The 14,068-nt window shown below is 65.1% G+C and carries 12 protein-coding genes; 8 read left to right on the top strand and 4 right to left on the bottom strand.

Annotation, left to right across the window (positions count from 1 at the left end; all coding sequences use genetic code 11):
• Positions 1 to 26 precede the first annotated feature (26 nt).
• Positions 27 to 1,640 carry a DHA2 family efflux MFS transporter permease subunit gene (locus ACVW1C_RS05830; protein ID WP_456757587.1) on the bottom strand — a complete coding sequence of 538 codons (1,614 nt, stop codon included), beginning with the start codon at positions 1,638 to 1,640 and terminating at the stop codon, positions 27 to 29.
• 8 nt (positions 1,641 to 1,648) lie between these two features.
• The gene (locus ACVW1C_RS05825) at positions 1,649 to 2,836 is read right to left on the bottom strand and encodes an HlyD family secretion protein (protein ID WP_456757586.1); all 1,188 of its coding nucleotides are present in this window, start codon (positions 2,834 to 2,836) and stop codon (positions 1,649 to 1,651) included.
• A 155-nt stretch (positions 2,837 to 2,991) separates the two neighbouring features.
• Here ACVW1C_RS05825 and ACVW1C_RS05820 point away from each other — a divergent pair, with 155 nt between their 5' ends.
• The gene (locus ACVW1C_RS05820; protein ID WP_456757585.1) at positions 2,992 to 3,702 is read left to right on the top strand and encodes a TetR/AcrR family transcriptional regulator; all 711 of its coding nucleotides are present in this window, start codon (positions 2,992 to 2,994) and stop codon (positions 3,700 to 3,702) included.
• Positions 3,702 to 4,124, top strand: a complete 423-nt coding sequence (locus tag ACVW1C_RS05815) for a hypothetical protein (protein ID WP_456757584.1) — start codon at positions 3,702 to 3,704, stop codon at positions 4,122 to 4,124. The genes ACVW1C_RS05820 and ACVW1C_RS05815 overlap by 1 nt, the downstream gene beginning before the upstream one ends.
• Before the next feature lie 10 nt (positions 4,125 to 4,134).
• Here the strand turns inward: ACVW1C_RS05815 and ACVW1C_RS05810 are convergent, their stop codons facing one another.
• Positions 4,135 to 5,832, bottom strand: a complete 1,698-nt coding sequence (locus tag ACVW1C_RS05810) for an ATP-binding protein (protein WP_456757583.1) — start codon at positions 5,830 to 5,832, stop codon at positions 4,135 to 4,137.
• A gap of 157 nt (positions 5,833 to 5,989) precedes the next feature.
• A complete protein-coding gene (locus tag ACVW1C_RS05805) occupies positions 5,990 to 6,916 on the bottom strand; it encodes a LysR family transcriptional regulator (protein ID WP_207836700.1) in 927 nt (308 codons plus the stop codon).
• 149 nt (positions 6,917 to 7,065) lie between these two features.
• On the opposite strand from ACVW1C_RS05805, the gene ACVW1C_RS05800 reads away from it, so the two are divergent.
• The 6 genes from ACVW1C_RS05800 to ACVW1C_RS05775 are packed head-to-tail and all read left to right on the top strand — an operon-like array spanning position 7,066 to position 14,038.
• Positions 7,066 to 8,103, top strand: a complete 1,038-nt coding sequence (locus tag ACVW1C_RS05800) for a class 1 fructose-bisphosphatase (RefSeq protein WP_456757582.1) — start codon at positions 7,066 to 7,068, stop codon at positions 8,101 to 8,103.
• An 11-nt stretch (positions 8,104 to 8,114) separates the two neighbouring features.
• Positions 8,115 to 8,990, top strand: a complete 876-nt coding sequence (locus tag ACVW1C_RS05795) for a phosphoribulokinase (protein ID WP_456669741.1) — start codon at positions 8,115 to 8,117, stop codon at positions 8,988 to 8,990.
• On the top strand, positions 8,987 to 11,008 hold the full coding sequence (gene tkt / locus ACVW1C_RS05790) for a transketolase (RefSeq protein ID WP_456757581.1): 2,022 nt from the start codon (positions 8,987 to 8,989) through the stop codon (positions 11,006 to 11,008). Before ACVW1C_RS05795 ends, tkt begins: the two co-directional genes overlap by 4 nt.
• A 15-nt stretch (positions 11,009 to 11,023) precedes the next feature.
• Positions 11,024 to 12,106, top strand: a complete 1,083-nt coding sequence (gene fba, locus ACVW1C_RS05785; RefSeq protein ID WP_456757580.1) for a class II fructose-bisphosphate aldolase — start codon at positions 11,024 to 11,026, stop codon at positions 12,104 to 12,106.
• Between the two features lie 30 nt (positions 12,107 to 12,136).
• Positions 12,137 to 13,600, top strand: coding sequence for a form I ribulose bisphosphate carboxylase large subunit (locus ACVW1C_RS05780; RefSeq protein WP_229166022.1), 1,464 nt, complete (start codon positions 12,137 to 12,139; stop codon positions 13,598 to 13,600).
• Positions 13,601 to 13,612: 12 nt separating this feature from the next.
• Positions 13,613 to 14,038, top strand: coding sequence for a ribulose bisphosphate carboxylase small subunit (locus tag ACVW1C_RS05775; protein ID WP_456757579.1), 426 nt, complete (start codon positions 13,613 to 13,615; stop codon positions 14,036 to 14,038).
• Positions 14,039 to 14,068 lie beyond the last annotated feature (30 nt).

Raw genomic sequence — 14,068 nt, 5'->3', positions numbered from 1 at the left:
CGTCGCCCCGGCGGATCAACGAGAGGTCAATGCGCCGCGCCGCCGCCGGCGGTGTTCTTCGGCTTGCCGGTCAGCACGATCGCGATCGCGGCAAGCACCAGCACCACGCCGATCACCGCGAAGGCGTCACTGAAGCCGAGCACCAGCGCCTGGCGCTTCACGATATTGCCGATCGCCACGATAGCCTGGCTATGTGCCGTTGCGGGGTCCGAGATGCCGTGGCTGAGGAAGTAGTTGGTGACCTCGGCGATCCGGGCGCGTACCTCCTCGCGGCCCAGATGCACGGACTGGCCGATGATGTTGGAGTGGAACTGCTCACGCTTGGTGACGATGGTGCTGAGCAGCGCGGTGCCGATCGCGCCGCCGAGGTTGCGCATCATGTTGGAGATGCCGGAGGCCGCCGGCGCATCCTGCGGCGCGACGCTGCCGAGGCTGACGGCCGACAGCGGTGCCAGCATGATCGCCTGGCCGACCGCACGGACGATATTCGGGACGAAGAACTGGTCGCCGGAGTAGTCGAGCGACATCTGGATGTTCATGAAGGACGAGATCGCGAACAGCAGCATGCCGGTGAAGGCGATGAAGCGGGCATCGAAGCGCTGCATCAGCTTCGGGACCAGCGGGATCAGGATCAGCTGCGGCAGGCCGGTCCAGGCCAGCACCTGGCCGATCTGCTCGGCATTGTAGCGCTGCACCTGACCGAGATAGGCCGGCAAGAGGTAAACCGAGCCGAACAGCGCGAACCCGACGAACACCGCCGAGATGGTGCCGAAGCCGAAGCTGCGCTGAGTCAAGAGCCGCAGCCGGAGCAGCGGCTTCTCGACCACGAGCTCGATCCAGACGAACAGGGTCAGGCTGACGGCGGCGATCACCGCGAGCTTGACGATGAAGGGCGAGCCGAACCAGTCGTCCTTGTTGCCTTCCTCGAGCACGGCCTGCAGCGAGGCGAGGCCGATCGCCATCGTGATGATGCCGAGCCAGTCGCCCTCGCGCAGCAGATGCATCTGCATCGGCTGGCGTTCCAGGGTGAAAGAAAGGGTGATGACCATCACCGCGGTCGGAATCACGTTGACGAAGAAGATGGTCTGCCAGCCGTAATTCTCGGTCAGGTAGCCGCCGATGGTCGGGCCGATCGCCGGCGCAAAGGTCACGGCGAGCGCGAACATCGCAAGGCCGATCGGCTGCTGCACCTTCGGCAGCTTGGTGAAGACCAGCGTGAAGGCCATCGGGATCAGCACGCCGCCGAAGAAGCCCTGCAGGCCGCGCATCGCGATCATCGACGGCAAATCGTGGGTGAAGGCGCAGGCGACCGAGAAGATCGCAAACAAGGTGGCGAAGGTGATGATGATCCTGCGGAAGGAAAAGACGCGGCTGAGATAGTCGGTCAGCGGAATGACCACGATCTCGCCGATCAGATACGACGTCGAGATCCAGGAGCCGTTGTCGACCCCGGTTCCGATGCCGCCCTCGATGTTGAGCAGCGAGGCGTTGGTGATCTGGATGTTGAGGATCGCCATGAAGGCGCCGATCATCGCGGCGACGATGGAAATCCAGACGGCCATGCTGGCGCGGTTGGGATCGACCGCTGCGGCTGCCGCGCGGGGCGCAGCAGCCGGGGAGGAGAGCGCGAGATCGGACATGACATCACCTATTTGAAAGAGGCGACAGCGAGCTTCGGAGAGGCGCTGGAGCGCGGAGCTTCCTCGGCAGGATGCGACAGCGTCGCGATGGAGGGGATCACCGACATGCCCGGCCGCAGGTCGACATTGGTTGCGTCGAGCACGATCTTCACCGGGATGCGCTGCACCACCTTGGTGAAGTTGCCGGTGGCGTTGTCCGGCGGCAGCAGCGCGAACTCCTGACCGCTCGCCGGCGCAAGGCTGTCGACATGACCGCGTACGACCTGACCGGGGAACATGTCGACCTCGATCTCGACCGGCTGGCCCTTGCGGACATTGGTGAGCTGCGTCTCCTTGTAGTTCGCGATCACGTAGGCGCCGGTGGTCGGCACCAGCGACATCAGCTGCGTGCCGGCCTGGACGTACTGGCCGGTCCGCAGGGTACGGTTGCCGACCACGCCGTCGATCGGCGCGGTAATGGTGGTGTAGCCCAGGTTCAACTCGGCCTGATTCTGGAGCGCGGTCGCCCGTCCCAACGCTGCAACCGCCTGGGCGATCTCGGCCTTGAGCAGTTCCACCTGGCGCTCTGCGGAGGCCAGGTTTGCGGTGTCGCGGGCGATGGCGGCCTGCGCGCTGGCATAGCGCGACTGCGCCTGCTGCGCGTTCTGCACACTGCCGTAGCCGGTGCCTGCGAGGTCGGTGTAGCGCTTGTTCTCCTGCTCGGCGAAGGTCTGCGTCGCGGTGTCCACCGCAAGCGTCGCGCGCGCCGCCTCGATCACCGAGTGCTGCACGTCGAGCTGTGCGCGTTTGCTGGTGATCGCGGCTTCGGCGGCAGCGACGTCGGCCTTCGACTGATCAAGCGCGACCTTGAAATCGCGCTCGTCGATCCGCGCCAGGATCTGGCCGGCGCGCACATGCTCGTTGTCGCCGACCAGCACCGCGCTAAGATAGCCGGACACCTTCGGTGCGATCGTGGTGTTGTCGGCCTTCACATAAGCGTCGTCGGTCGAGACCTGAAAGCGGCCGACCGTCCAGTAATCCCAGCCATACCAGGCGCCGCCCGCGAGCAGGGCGAGTGCTGCGCCGGTCATGAGCAGGCGGCGAAGCTTGCCCTTGGCTGTGGGGGGCTTGGCCGCCTCCGGATTTGCGATCAACTGCTTGGCGGTCTCGGCCGGAACCTGGCTCTCGGCCTTGAAGGACGTTTCGTGCTGGCTCATGGCAGGCGCTCCTGATCGTTCTATCCCGCTGGGAAACCGTAGGAATCTTGATTTCGACGGCCGGGATAATTAGGAAACTTGATGTTTTCCAAAATAGAGCCCATATTGGGACTGTCAATAGAATGACAGTCATCATCTAAAAGCATGGCTCGCGGATGAACCGGAATGACAAAGACCAGACAGAGCAGACCGCGTCGGCGCCGGAACGGCGCGGCCGCGGGCGGCCGCAGCTTCGTTCCGACGACGAGACGCGCGCGCTGATCTATGAGGCCGCGCGGCGCGAATTCTCGGAGCGCGGCTTCGCCGCGGCCAGCATCGCCGACGTGGCCTGCCGCGCCGGCGTGTCCACCAAGACGCTCTATCGTTTGATCCCGACCAAGCTGGCGCTGTTCGAAGGCATGGTGACCGACCGGGTGGAGCGGTTCGTGTCCATCGTGAATCTCGGCGCCTGCGATGGCCGCAATGTTGCGGCGGCCCTGGAGGCCGCGCTGCTGACCTGCGCCGAACTCATTCTCGATGCCGAGGTCATCGCGCTGCAGCGGATCATCCTGGCCGAGAGCGACAAATTCCCTGACATAGCCGAGACGTTCTACGAAAAGGCCATGCAGCGCTCGATCGCCGCGCTGGCGAATTGGCTGGGCGTCCAGCAGCGGCGAGGGCGGATCGTGCTCGACGACACCGAAGCCGCAGCAGGCATGCTGCTCGGCATGCTGGTGTTCAAGCCGCAGCGCGACGTCATGTTCGGGCACAAGCCAGCGCCGACGCGCAGCGAGATCGAAGCGCGCGCCAAGGCTTGCGCCGCACTGTTCCTGTCCGGATGCGCCCTGCCGGCCGACCGGACCAACAAGCAAAGCGGAGGCGTGTGATGCCGGAGCCGGCTGCGACCTATACTGTCGAGGCGCAGATCGCGCGCGACGACCAGGCCAAATGCGAGGATGTGCTGACGCGCTGGATGGCGGCGCTCAATCGCCATGACGCATCCGCCATGGATGCGTTGATGCACTTCCCGCACGTGCGGATCGCCGGTGGCACGGTTACCGTCTATCAGCAGAGCGGCAACAATCCGATGGATCTGTTCGAGCGGCTGCGCAAGCAGGACGGCTGGCATCACAGCGCCTGGAACGAGACCAAGCTGGTGCAGTCCTCGCCGGCCAAGGCGCATTACGCCGTCCGCTATACGCGCTACCGCGAGGACGGATCGGTCATCGGGGTCTACGATTCCCTCTATGTGCTGAGCCTGCTCGGCGGCGCCTGGAAAATCCAGAGCCGCTCGAGCTTCGGTCCCTGATGTCGCCGCGCTATTTGGCCGCCACTGCCGATGCGGGAGGCTGGGCCAGCACCTGCCGGATCATTCGGGCGAGGTCGGATTTGCGGTAGGGCTTGGGCAGCAGCGTGACGTCGGGGTCGAGACGGCCGTGATGAATGATCGCGTCCTCGGTATAGCCCGAGGTGAACAGCACGCGCACCGAGGGCAGCTTGGCGATCACGGCATCGGCCACCTGGCGGCCGTTCATGCCGCCGGACATGATGACGTCGGTGAACAGCACGTCGCAGACGAAGCCATTCTCGACCGCGGCCAGTGCCTCCGGGCCGTTGGCGGTGACCATGGTGCGGTAGCCGAGCTGCTCGAGTTGGGCGGCGACGTAATTGCGGACCAGCGGATCGTCCTCGACGACCAGGATGGATTCGTGGCCGCCGCGCGTGTCGACCGGAGGAGGCGGCTCGACGTCGACCACGTCGCCCATGCTGCGCGGCAGATAGAGCTTGATCGACGTGCCGTGGCCTTCTTCGGAATAGATCTTGAGATGCCCGTCGGACTGCTTGATGAAACCGTACACCATGCTGAGCCCGAGGCCGGTGCCCTTGCCGGTGTCCTTGGTGGTGAAGAACGGCTCGAACACCTTTTCGCGGATCCCCTCCGGGATACCGCCGCCGGTGTCGCTGACCGCGACCATCACATATTCACCTGCCCGCACATCCAGGTTGGTGGCGGCATAGGTCTCGTCGAGGATGACGTTGCTGGTCTCCAGCATCAGCTTGCCGCCATCCGGCATCGCATCGCGGGCATTGAGGGCGAGATTGAGCAGCGCGGTCGACATGTGGTTGGGGTCGATGAACGCCGGCCAGGCGTCGGGTTCGAGCGCGGTTTCGATTTCGATCTGCTCGCCGAGCGACGGGCGCAGCAGCCGCGCGGTGTCCTGCACCAGCGTGTTGAGATTGGCTTCTCGCGGTTGCAGCGGCTGCTGCCGCGAGAAGGCCAGCAGGTGCTTGGTCACCTCGGCACCGCGAAACGCGGCGTCGCTGATCATCTTGGTGACGGATGACAGCGCGGCATCGTGTTCGACGGCCTCGGCAAGGATGTCGATCAGGCCGGTGATGACGGTCAGGATATTGTTGAAGTCGTGCGCGATGCCGCCGGTGAGGTGCCCGACGGCTTCCATCTTCTGCACCTGGCGCAGCTTCTGCTCGGCTTCGAGCTGCTCCCGCGCGGCCTCAACCTCGCGGGCGCGCGTGAAGATTTCCGCTTCCATCTGCTCGGTGCGCTCGCGCAGCCGGTCCGCCACCTGGTCTTGCTCGGCCCCGCGCCGCTTCAGCTGAACGAAGCCGGTGACGTCTTCGACCCGATGCATGATGTAGGTGAACTGACCATTCGGTCCGAACACCGGCGTGTTGCGCGGGCTCCAGTAGCGCTCTTCGAATCCGCCGCCCTCCGACTCGGGCTTGCGGATATCGTATTTCTGCACCGGCATGGTATCGGGGCGGCGAAACTGGACCACGCGTTCCAGCGAGGCGCGCAGGTTGCGCACGCCGTCGGCGGCCGGATCGTCCGGATTATCAGGAAATACGTCGAACAGCCCGCGCCCAAGGATCGCGGCGCGCTCGGTCTTGGTGGCGCGCAGATAGGCGTCGCTTACTGCCACGATGCGGAAGTCAGGCTGCGTCAGCACCAGATAGAGGCCGGGCGCCGCCTCGAATAACGCCTTGAAGTCAGGCATCGGCGGGGACTGGTTCTGCAGTTCATCCTCCCTCGCAGGGATACGATCCGCGCGCGACCGCAGTCAAGGTGTGGCACGCGTTTGCGGGAACTTCAATGCTTAACATACGGCGTTAACTCGATTTTTTCGATCGAACGGGCATTGCAACGTCGCGGCGCTAGCGCGAATTCGGCAGATAGCGCCAGCCCTCCTTGCCCAGGAAGTCCAGCATCGCCTGAGCGGGCGGCAGCAGGATCTTGTCGGTGCGCCTGATTGCGTGCCACTGCCGGACGATCGGCAGGCCCTTCACCTTGAGCACCACCAGCCGGCCGTCCTCCAGCTCATGGAACACGGTGTGCTGGGAAATGAAGGCGATGCCGAGCCCGGCCATGACCGCCTGCTTGATGGTCTCGTTGCTGTCCATCGCCATGCCGAGCTTCGGCTCCAGTCCGACCCGCTCGAAATATTGCTGCATCAGCATCCGCGTGCCCGATCCCTGCTCGCGGGTGATGAAGGTTTCATTGGCGAGCTCCGATGTCGCGACGTGCCGCCGCCGCGCCAGCCGGTGATCGGGTGCGGCGATGATGAAGTGCGGATGCCGGCCGAGCGGCTTCATCTCGACTTCGACATCGGCCGGTGGCCGGCCCATCACCGCGATGTCGAGATCGTAGCCGCGCAGCGCGTCGCGGATTTCCTCGCGGTTGCCGATTCTGAGCGTGACCTCGATCTTGGGAAAGCGGCGCGAGAACGCCGCGATCGCGAACGGCACGAAGTATTTCGCGGTGGAGACCGCGCCCATCGCGACGCGGCCGCCGCTGCGGCCGGCGATCATGTCGAGCGATTGCTCGCAGTCCTTCAGTGCCGCCTCGATCCGCTCGATGAGCGCCAGCACATGCGCGCCGGCATCGGTCAGCGCCATCCCGTCGCCGGTGCGCTGGATCAACGGCAGTCCCGCGAGCGCCTGCAGGTTGCGGAGCTGCAGCGTCACCGCCGGCTGCGTCAGGTTGAGCTGGTTGGCCGCCGACGTGATCGAGCGGGCCGCGTGCACGGCCGACAGCGCGCGCAGCTGGCGGATGGTGAGGTCCCGCGAAAAGTTGCCGGCCATCACAAGCTCCATAAGAAATACTTTGCCCAGACCCAAGATAATGAAATTTCCCTAATTGGGCAATTCGCGCGTTGATAGGCCGAAGGCGACTCCCCTGAGGTCGCCTCTCGACGCCTCGGGACAGAGAGCGCGATCAAAGGGAGTGGCCGGTGGAGATTCGTCCTGCATTGCATGCCCATCTGGAGTGGCCGGCGCAGCACAACCCGTTGCGCGCCGCGACCGTTACGGTGATCAAAGCCCTCGCCGGTGCCGCGATCGAGCTCTCGCGCATCATCGCCGCGGGTCCGCTCGCCGGCATCGGCGGCGAGAGCGGTGGAAGCAATCCCGACGGCGATCGCCAGAAGACCATCGACATCGTCGCCGACCGCCTGATGCGCGAGGCGTTGCGCACCGCGCCGGTCGCCGCGGCTCTCTCCGAAGAGGTCGAGCTGCCGGAGACGCTCGATACCGATGCGCCGCTCTGCGTCGCGATTGATCCGCTCGATGGATCCGCCAATCTCGAAAACAACATCTCGATCGGCACGATCTTCTCGATCCGGCCGAAGGGAAACGACATCATCTCGACCTTCTTCGAGCCCGGTACGGCGCAATGTGCCGCGGGCTGCTTCATCTACGGTCCGCAGACCGTGCTGGTGCTGGCGCTCGACCAGTGCGTCGACTGCTTCACGCTGGATCCGCGAGCCGGCGAGTTCGTCCTGACCGCGCGTGACCTGCGGGTGCCGCAGGATGCTAAGGAATTCGCCATCAACGCCTCGAACCGGCGGCACTGGAGCGGCCCGGTGCGCAACTATATCGACGAGTGCCTTGCCGGCGTGAACGGCGAGCACGGGCAGGATTTCAACATGCGCTGGATCGGTTCGCTGGTGGCCGAGGCCTACCGCATTCTGATGCGCGGCGGCGTGTTCCTGTATCCGGCCGATGCGCGCCAGGGCTACCGCGAAGGCCGGTTGCGTCTGCTCTATGAGGCGCATCCCATCGCACTGATCATGGAATGGGCGGGCGGTGCTGCCTCGAGTGGCCGGTCGCGCATTCTCGAACTCTCGGCACGTACGCCGCATCAGCGCGTGCCGCTGATTATGGGATCGGCGCGCGCCGTGCGCGACGTCGATGCGATCCACCTGACCGTCGAGCCGTTGTTCGAGAGCAGCGATGCCCCGCTGTTCGCGCGCCGCGGCCTGTTCCGCTGAGGGGGGAGCGCATGTCTCGTCGACATCCCATCATCTCGATCACCGGCTCGTCCGGTGCCGGCACCACCTCGGTGAAGAAGACGTTCGAGAACATCTTCCGCCGCGAGAATGTGGTCGCAGCCTATATCGAAGGCGACGCGTTCCATCGCTACGACCGCGCCGAGATGCGCAGCCAGATGCTGGAGAAGGCCGAGCGCGGCGACAAGCATTTCAGCCATTTCAGCCCCGAGACCAATTTGTTCGAGGAGCTGGAGAGGCTGTTCAGCGACTATGCCGAGACCGGCACCGGAACGACGCGGCACTATGTGCACGACGAAGAGGAATCGCGGCTCTACGGCGCCAAGCCCGGCACCTTCACCGCGTGGGAGGCGCTGCCGGAGAATTCCGACCTCTTGTTCTACGAGGGCCTGCACGGCGCCGTGGTCACCGACAAGGTGAACGTCGCGCAGCACGCCGATCTCAAGATCGGGGTCGTGCCGGTGATCAATCTCGAATGGATCCAGAAGCTGCATCGCGACCGCAGCCATCGCGGCTACTCCACCGAGGCGGTGACCGACACCATCCTGCGCCGCATGCCCGACTACGTGAACTACATCTGTCCGCAATTCAGCGAAACCGACATCAACTTCCAGCGCGTGCCGACGGTCGATACGTCGAACCCGTTCATCGCGCGCTGGATCCCGACGCCGGATGAATCGATGGTCGTGATCCGGTTGAAGAACCCGCGCGGCATCGACTTTCCCTATCTGCTCTCGATGATCCCGAACAGCTTCATGTCGCGCGCCAATTCGATCGTGATTCACGGCGCCAAGCTCGATCTCGCGATGCAGCTCATCCTGACCCCGCTGATCCTGCAATTGATCGAACGAAAGAGGCGAACGATATGACCGCACTTGCGTCCGTTGCCAGCCGGCCCGAAATCAGCCACGACGAGATGGCCAACGCCATCCGCTTCCTCGCCGTCGACGCGGTCGAGCAGGCGAAATCCGGCCATCCCGGCATGCCGATGGGCATGGCCGATGTCGCCACCGTGCTGTTCGCCGACTTCCTGAAGTTCGACCCGGCCGATCCGGCCTGGCCTGACCGCGACCGTTTCGTGCTGTCGGCCGGGCACGGCTCGATGCTGCTCTACGCGCTGCTCTATCTGACCGGCTACGAGCGCATGACGCTCGATCAGCTCAAGGCGTTCCGGCAATGGGGATCGCAGACTCCGGGACATCCCGAATACGGCCATACGCCTGGTGTCGAGACCACGACCGGGCCGCTCGGGCAGGGCATCGCGACCGCGGTCGGCATGGCGCTCGCCGAGCGCTTGATGAACGCCCGCTTCGGCGATGATCTCGTCGATCACTACACCTATGTGATCGCCGGCGATGGTTGCCTGATGGAAGGCCTCAGCCATGAGGCGATCTCGCTCGCCGGCCATTTGCGGCTGAACCGGCTGATCGTGCTGTTCGACGACAACCAGATCTCGATCGACGGCGCCACCTCGTTGTCCTGCTCGGACGACCAGACGACGCGGTTTGCGGCGAGCGGCTGGAACGTCTGCCGCATCGACGGCCACGATCCGCAGGCGATCTCTGCGGCGATCAGGCAGGCACGAGCGAGCGATCGTCCGTCGCTGATCGCCTGCCGCACGGTGATCGGGTTCGGTGCGCCGAACCGGCAGGGCAGCGAGAAGGTGCACGGCGCGCCGCTCGGCGCCGACGAGACGGCGAAGACCCGCAGCGCGCTGCGCTGGCCCTATCCGGCCTTCGAAATCCCCGACGCCGTGCTGGCCGAATGGCGCGAACTCGGTGGTCGCGGCCGTGACGCGCGGCGCGCCTGGATCGAGCGCTCGCGCAGCACCTGCAAGGCGGACAAGGGCGAGCGGTCTCCGTTCCACGACGCGCTGAACCGGAAATTGCCCCGCGCCTATGCCGAGGCGATGGGGAAGCTGGTGGAGCGGTTCGCGACCGAGCGACCGAAGCTCGCCACGCGGCAGGCCTCGCAGCAAGTCATCGACGTGATCGCCGAAGCCTTGCCCAATCTCCTGGGGGGATCGGCCGACCTCACGCACTCCAATCTGACGCTGGCGAAGTCGCAGGTCTCCGTGCGGCCGGAAACGCTCGACGGCAGCTACATCCACTACGGCATTCGTGAGCATGGCATGGCGGCCGCGATGAATGGCATCGCCCTGCATGGCGGGTTCATTCCCTATGGTGGCACCTTCCTCAGCTTCGCCGATTACAGCCGGCCGGCGATCCGCCTCGCAGCGCTGATGGGCATCCGCGTCGTCCACGTGATGACCCATGATTCGATCGGGCTCGGTGAGGACGGGCCGACGCATCAGCCGGTCGAGCATCTCGCGGCGCTGCGGGCGATCCCGAACCTGCTGGTGTTCCGTCCGGCCGATGCTGTCGAGACGGCGGAAGCCTGGGACTGTGCGCTGAAGGCGGAGACCTCGCCGTCGATCCTCTGCCTGTCGCGGCAAGCGCTGCCGACGGTCCGCGACGGCGGCAAGGACAACCAGGTCGCGCTCGGCGCCTACGTTCTCGTCGAGCCGACCTTCGGGCGTGACGTCACCCTGATTGCAACGGGTTCGGAGGTGTCGATCGCGCTCGAAGCCGCAAAGCTGCTGGCGGAAGCAGGGGTGAAGGCCGCGGTCGTCTCGGCCCCATGCTTCGACCTGTTCCGCCAGCAGCCGCGCGACTATCGGACGAAGGTGCTGGGTAGCGCCCCGCGTGTCGGTGTCGAAGCCGCGGTCGAGGGCGACTGGGCGCGCTGGCTCGGCGACGACGGCGTATTCGTCGGCATGAGCGGCTTCGGCGCATCCGCGCCGGCCGATGTGCTCTACCGCGAATTCGGCATCACGCCTGCGGCGGTTGCCGCGGCAGCAAAGCAGCTCATGCAACGAGCGAATTGAAAGGAGGATGCCACCATGGCGCGGATTACCCTGAGGCAGTTGCTGGATCACGCCGCCGAACGCGGCTACGGCGTGCCGGCCTTCAACATCAACAACATGGAGCAGGGCCTCGCCATCATGGAGGCGGCGGCTTCCTGCGATGCGCCGGTGATCATCCAGGCTTCGCGCGGCGCGCGGTCCTATGCCAACGACATCATGCTGGCGAAGATGATCGATGCACTGGAGGAGATGTATCCGCAGATCCCGCTCTGCCTGCATCTCGATCATGGCAACGAAGAGGCGACCTGCGCCACCGCGATCCGCTACGGCTTCACCTCAGTGATGATGGACGGCTCGCTCAAGGCTGACGCCAAGACCGCTGCCGACTATGACTACAATGTCGATATCACCCGACGGGTGGTGGACATGGCCCACTGGGTCGGTGCGTCGGTCGAAGGCGAGCTCGGCGTGCTCGGCTCGCTCGAGCACGGCGGCGGCGAGCAGGAGGACGGTCACGGCGTCGAAGGCAAGCTCAGCCACGACCAGCTGCTCACCGATCCCGACCAGGCGGTCGATTTCGTCCGCGCCACCAAGGTCGATGCGCTCGCGATCGCGATGGGCACCTCGCACGGCGCCTACAAGTTCACGCGCCGCCCCGACGGCGAGATCCTGGCGATGCGCGTGGTCGAGGAGATCCACACGCGGCTGCCCAACACGCATCTGGTGATGCACGGCTCGTCCTCGGTGCCGCAGCCGCTGCAGGACATGTTCAACCAGTTCGGCGGCGAGATGCCGCAGACCTGGGGCGTCCCGGTCGAGGAGATCGTTCGCGGCATCAAGCACGGCGTTCGCAAGGTCAATATCGATACCGATTGCCGCCTGGCGATGGCGGCGGCCTTCCGCAAGGTCGCCGTGCAGTCGAAGAGCGAGTTCGATCCGCGCAAATTCCTCAAGCCCGCGATGGATGCGCTGCGCGAACTCTGCCGTGACCGGTTCGAGCAGTTCGGCACCGCCGGCAACGCCGCCAGGATCAAGGTGGTCGCGTTGCCGGAGATGGCCAGACGCTATCGCGCCGGCACGCTCGATCCGCAGATTGGAAAGATGACCCAGGCCGCCTGAGCAAATGGCCGCGAACGACAGGAGATTTTGATGAATATTCAGCCGTCGATCACCGTGCGTGGCAAGGATCGCTACAAGTCCGGCGTGATGGAATACAAGCGGATGGGCTATTGGGAGCCGAACTACGAGCCCAAGGACACCGACGTCATCGCCCTGTTCCGCGTCACGCCGCAGGACGGCGTCGATCCGACTGAAGCCTGCGCGGCGGTGGCGGGTGAATCCTCGACCGCGACCTGGACCGTGGTGTGGACCGATCGGCTGACCGCCGCGGAGAAATATCGGGCGAAGTGCTATCGCGTCGATCCGGTGCCGAACTCGCCCGGCAGCTACTTCGCCTATATCGCCTATGATCTCGACCTGTTCGAGCCGGGTTCGATCTCGAACCTGACCGCCTCGATCATCGGCAACGTGTTCGGCTTCAAGCCGCTGAAGGCGCTGCGGCTCGAGGACATGCGGCTTCCGGTCGCCTACGTGAAGACGTTCCAGGGCCCGGCGACCGGCATCGTCGTGGAACGCGAGCGGCTCGACAAGTTCGGCCGTCCCTTGCTCGGCGCCACCGTGAAGCCGAAGCTCGGCCTGTCCGGTCGCAACTATGGCCGCGTTGTCTATGAAGCCTTGAAAGGCGGGCTCGACTTCACCAAGGACGACGAGAACATCAACTCGCAGCCCTTCATGCACTGGCGCGAGCGCTTCCTGTACTGCATGGAGGCGGTCAACCGCGCGCAGGCCGCGACCGGCGAGATCAAGGGCACCTATCTCAACGTCACTGCGGCGACGATGGAGGACATGTACGAGCGCGCCGAGTTCGCCCATGAGCTCGGTTCAAACATCGTCATGATCGACCTCGTGATCGGCTACACCGCGATCCAGTCGATGGCGAAGTGGGCGCGCCGGAACAACATGATCCTGCATCTGCATCGCGCCGGCCATTCCACCTACACCCGGCAGCGCAGCCACGGCGTCTCGTTCCGCGTGATCGCGAAATGGATGCGGCTCGCAGGTGTCGACCACATCCATGCCGGCACCGTGGTCGGCAAGCTCGAGGGCGATCCGAACACCACGCGCGGCTACTACGACATCTGCCGCGAGGATTTCAATCCGATGCAGCTCGAGCACGGCGTGTTCTTCGACCAGAACTGGGCGAGCCTCAACAAGCTGATGCCGGTGGCCTCCGGCGGCATTCACGCCGGCCAGATGCACCAGCTGCTCGATCTGCTCGGCGAGGACGTCGTGCTGCAGTTCGGCGGCGGCACGATCGGCCATCCCCGCGGCATCCAGGCCGGCGCCACTGCCAATCGCGTTGCGCTGGAAGCGATGATCCTCGCCCGCAACGAGGGCCGCGACTACGTCCATGAAGGGCCGGAGATCCTGGCGAAGGCGGCGCAGACCTGCACGCCGCTGCGCGAGGCGCTCGACGTCTGGAAGGACGTGACCTTCAACTACGAGTCGACCGACGCCCCCGATTTCGTTCCCACGCCGAGCATGGCGGTCTGACAGGAGTTTCTCATGCGCGTGACCCAAGGCTGCTTCTCTTTCCTGCCCGATCTCACCGATGAGCAGATCGCCGCGCAGGTGCAATACTGCCTCGACAAGGGCTGGGCGGTGAACATCGAGTTCACCGACGATCCGCACCCCCGCAACATCTATTGGGACATGTGGGGCCTGCCGATGTTCGACCTGCGCGATGCGGCCGGCATCATGAAGGAACTCGCCGACTGCCGGCGCGTCTATGGCGAGCGCTACATCCGGATCTCCGGCTTCGATTCCAGTCATGGCTGGGAGTCGGTTCGCATCTCCTTCATCGTCAACCGGCCGCGCGAGGAGCCGGGCTTCCGGCTCGATCGCCAGGAAGTTGCCGGACGCAACCTGCACTACGCGACCCAATCCTATGCGGCGGCGCGCCCGGAGGGCGACCGCTACACCGATCGTTGACCGCGTCCGGCTTGCAAGCCAGGCGGATTG

It is taken from the genome of Bradyrhizobium sp. USDA 4011, assembly GCF_054063415.1.
Note: the sequence above shows the minus strand (reverse complement) of the source record. Positions and strands in the feature narration are given on the sequence as shown.

Excerpts from the sequence above, each read along its gene's own strand:
- ACVW1C_RS05830 (WP_456757587.1), bottom strand. The coding sequence starts at position 1,640 with ATGTCCGATCTCGCGCTCTCCTCCCCGGCTGCTGCGCCCCGCGCGGCA.
- ACVW1C_RS05825 (WP_456757586.1), bottom strand. The coding sequence starts at position 2,836 with ATGAGCCAGCACGAAACGTCCTTCAAGGCCGAGAGCCAGGTTCCGGCC.
- ACVW1C_RS05820 (WP_456757585.1), top strand. The coding sequence starts at position 2,992 with ATGAACCGGAATGACAAAGACCAGACAGAGCAGACCGCGTCGGCGCCG.
- ACVW1C_RS05815 (WP_456757584.1), top strand. The coding sequence starts at position 3,702 with ATGCCGGAGCCGGCTGCGACCTATACTGTCGAGGCGCAGATCGCGCGC.
- ACVW1C_RS05810 (WP_456757583.1), bottom strand. The coding sequence starts at position 5,832 with ATGCCTGACTTCAAGGCGTTATTCGAGGCGGCGCCCGGCCTCTATCTG.
- ACVW1C_RS05805 (WP_207836700.1), bottom strand. The coding sequence starts at position 6,916 with ATGGCCGGCAACTTTTCGCGGGACCTCACCATCCGCCAGCTGCGCGCG.
- ACVW1C_RS05795 (WP_456669741.1), top strand. The coding sequence starts at position 8,115 with ATGTCTCGTCGACATCCCATCATCTCGATCACCGGCTCGTCCGGTGCC.
- tkt (WP_456757581.1), top strand. The coding sequence starts at position 8,987 with ATGACCGCACTTGCGTCCGTTGCCAGCCGGCCCGAAATCAGCCACGAC.
- fba (WP_456757580.1), top strand. The coding sequence starts at position 11,024 with ATGGCGCGGATTACCCTGAGGCAGTTGCTGGATCACGCCGCCGAACGC.
- ACVW1C_RS05780 (WP_229166022.1), top strand. The coding sequence starts at position 12,137 with ATGAATATTCAGCCGTCGATCACCGTGCGTGGCAAGGATCGCTACAAG.
- ACVW1C_RS05775 (WP_456757579.1), top strand. The coding sequence starts at position 13,613 with ATGCGCGTGACCCAAGGCTGCTTCTCTTTCCTGCCCGATCTCACCGAT.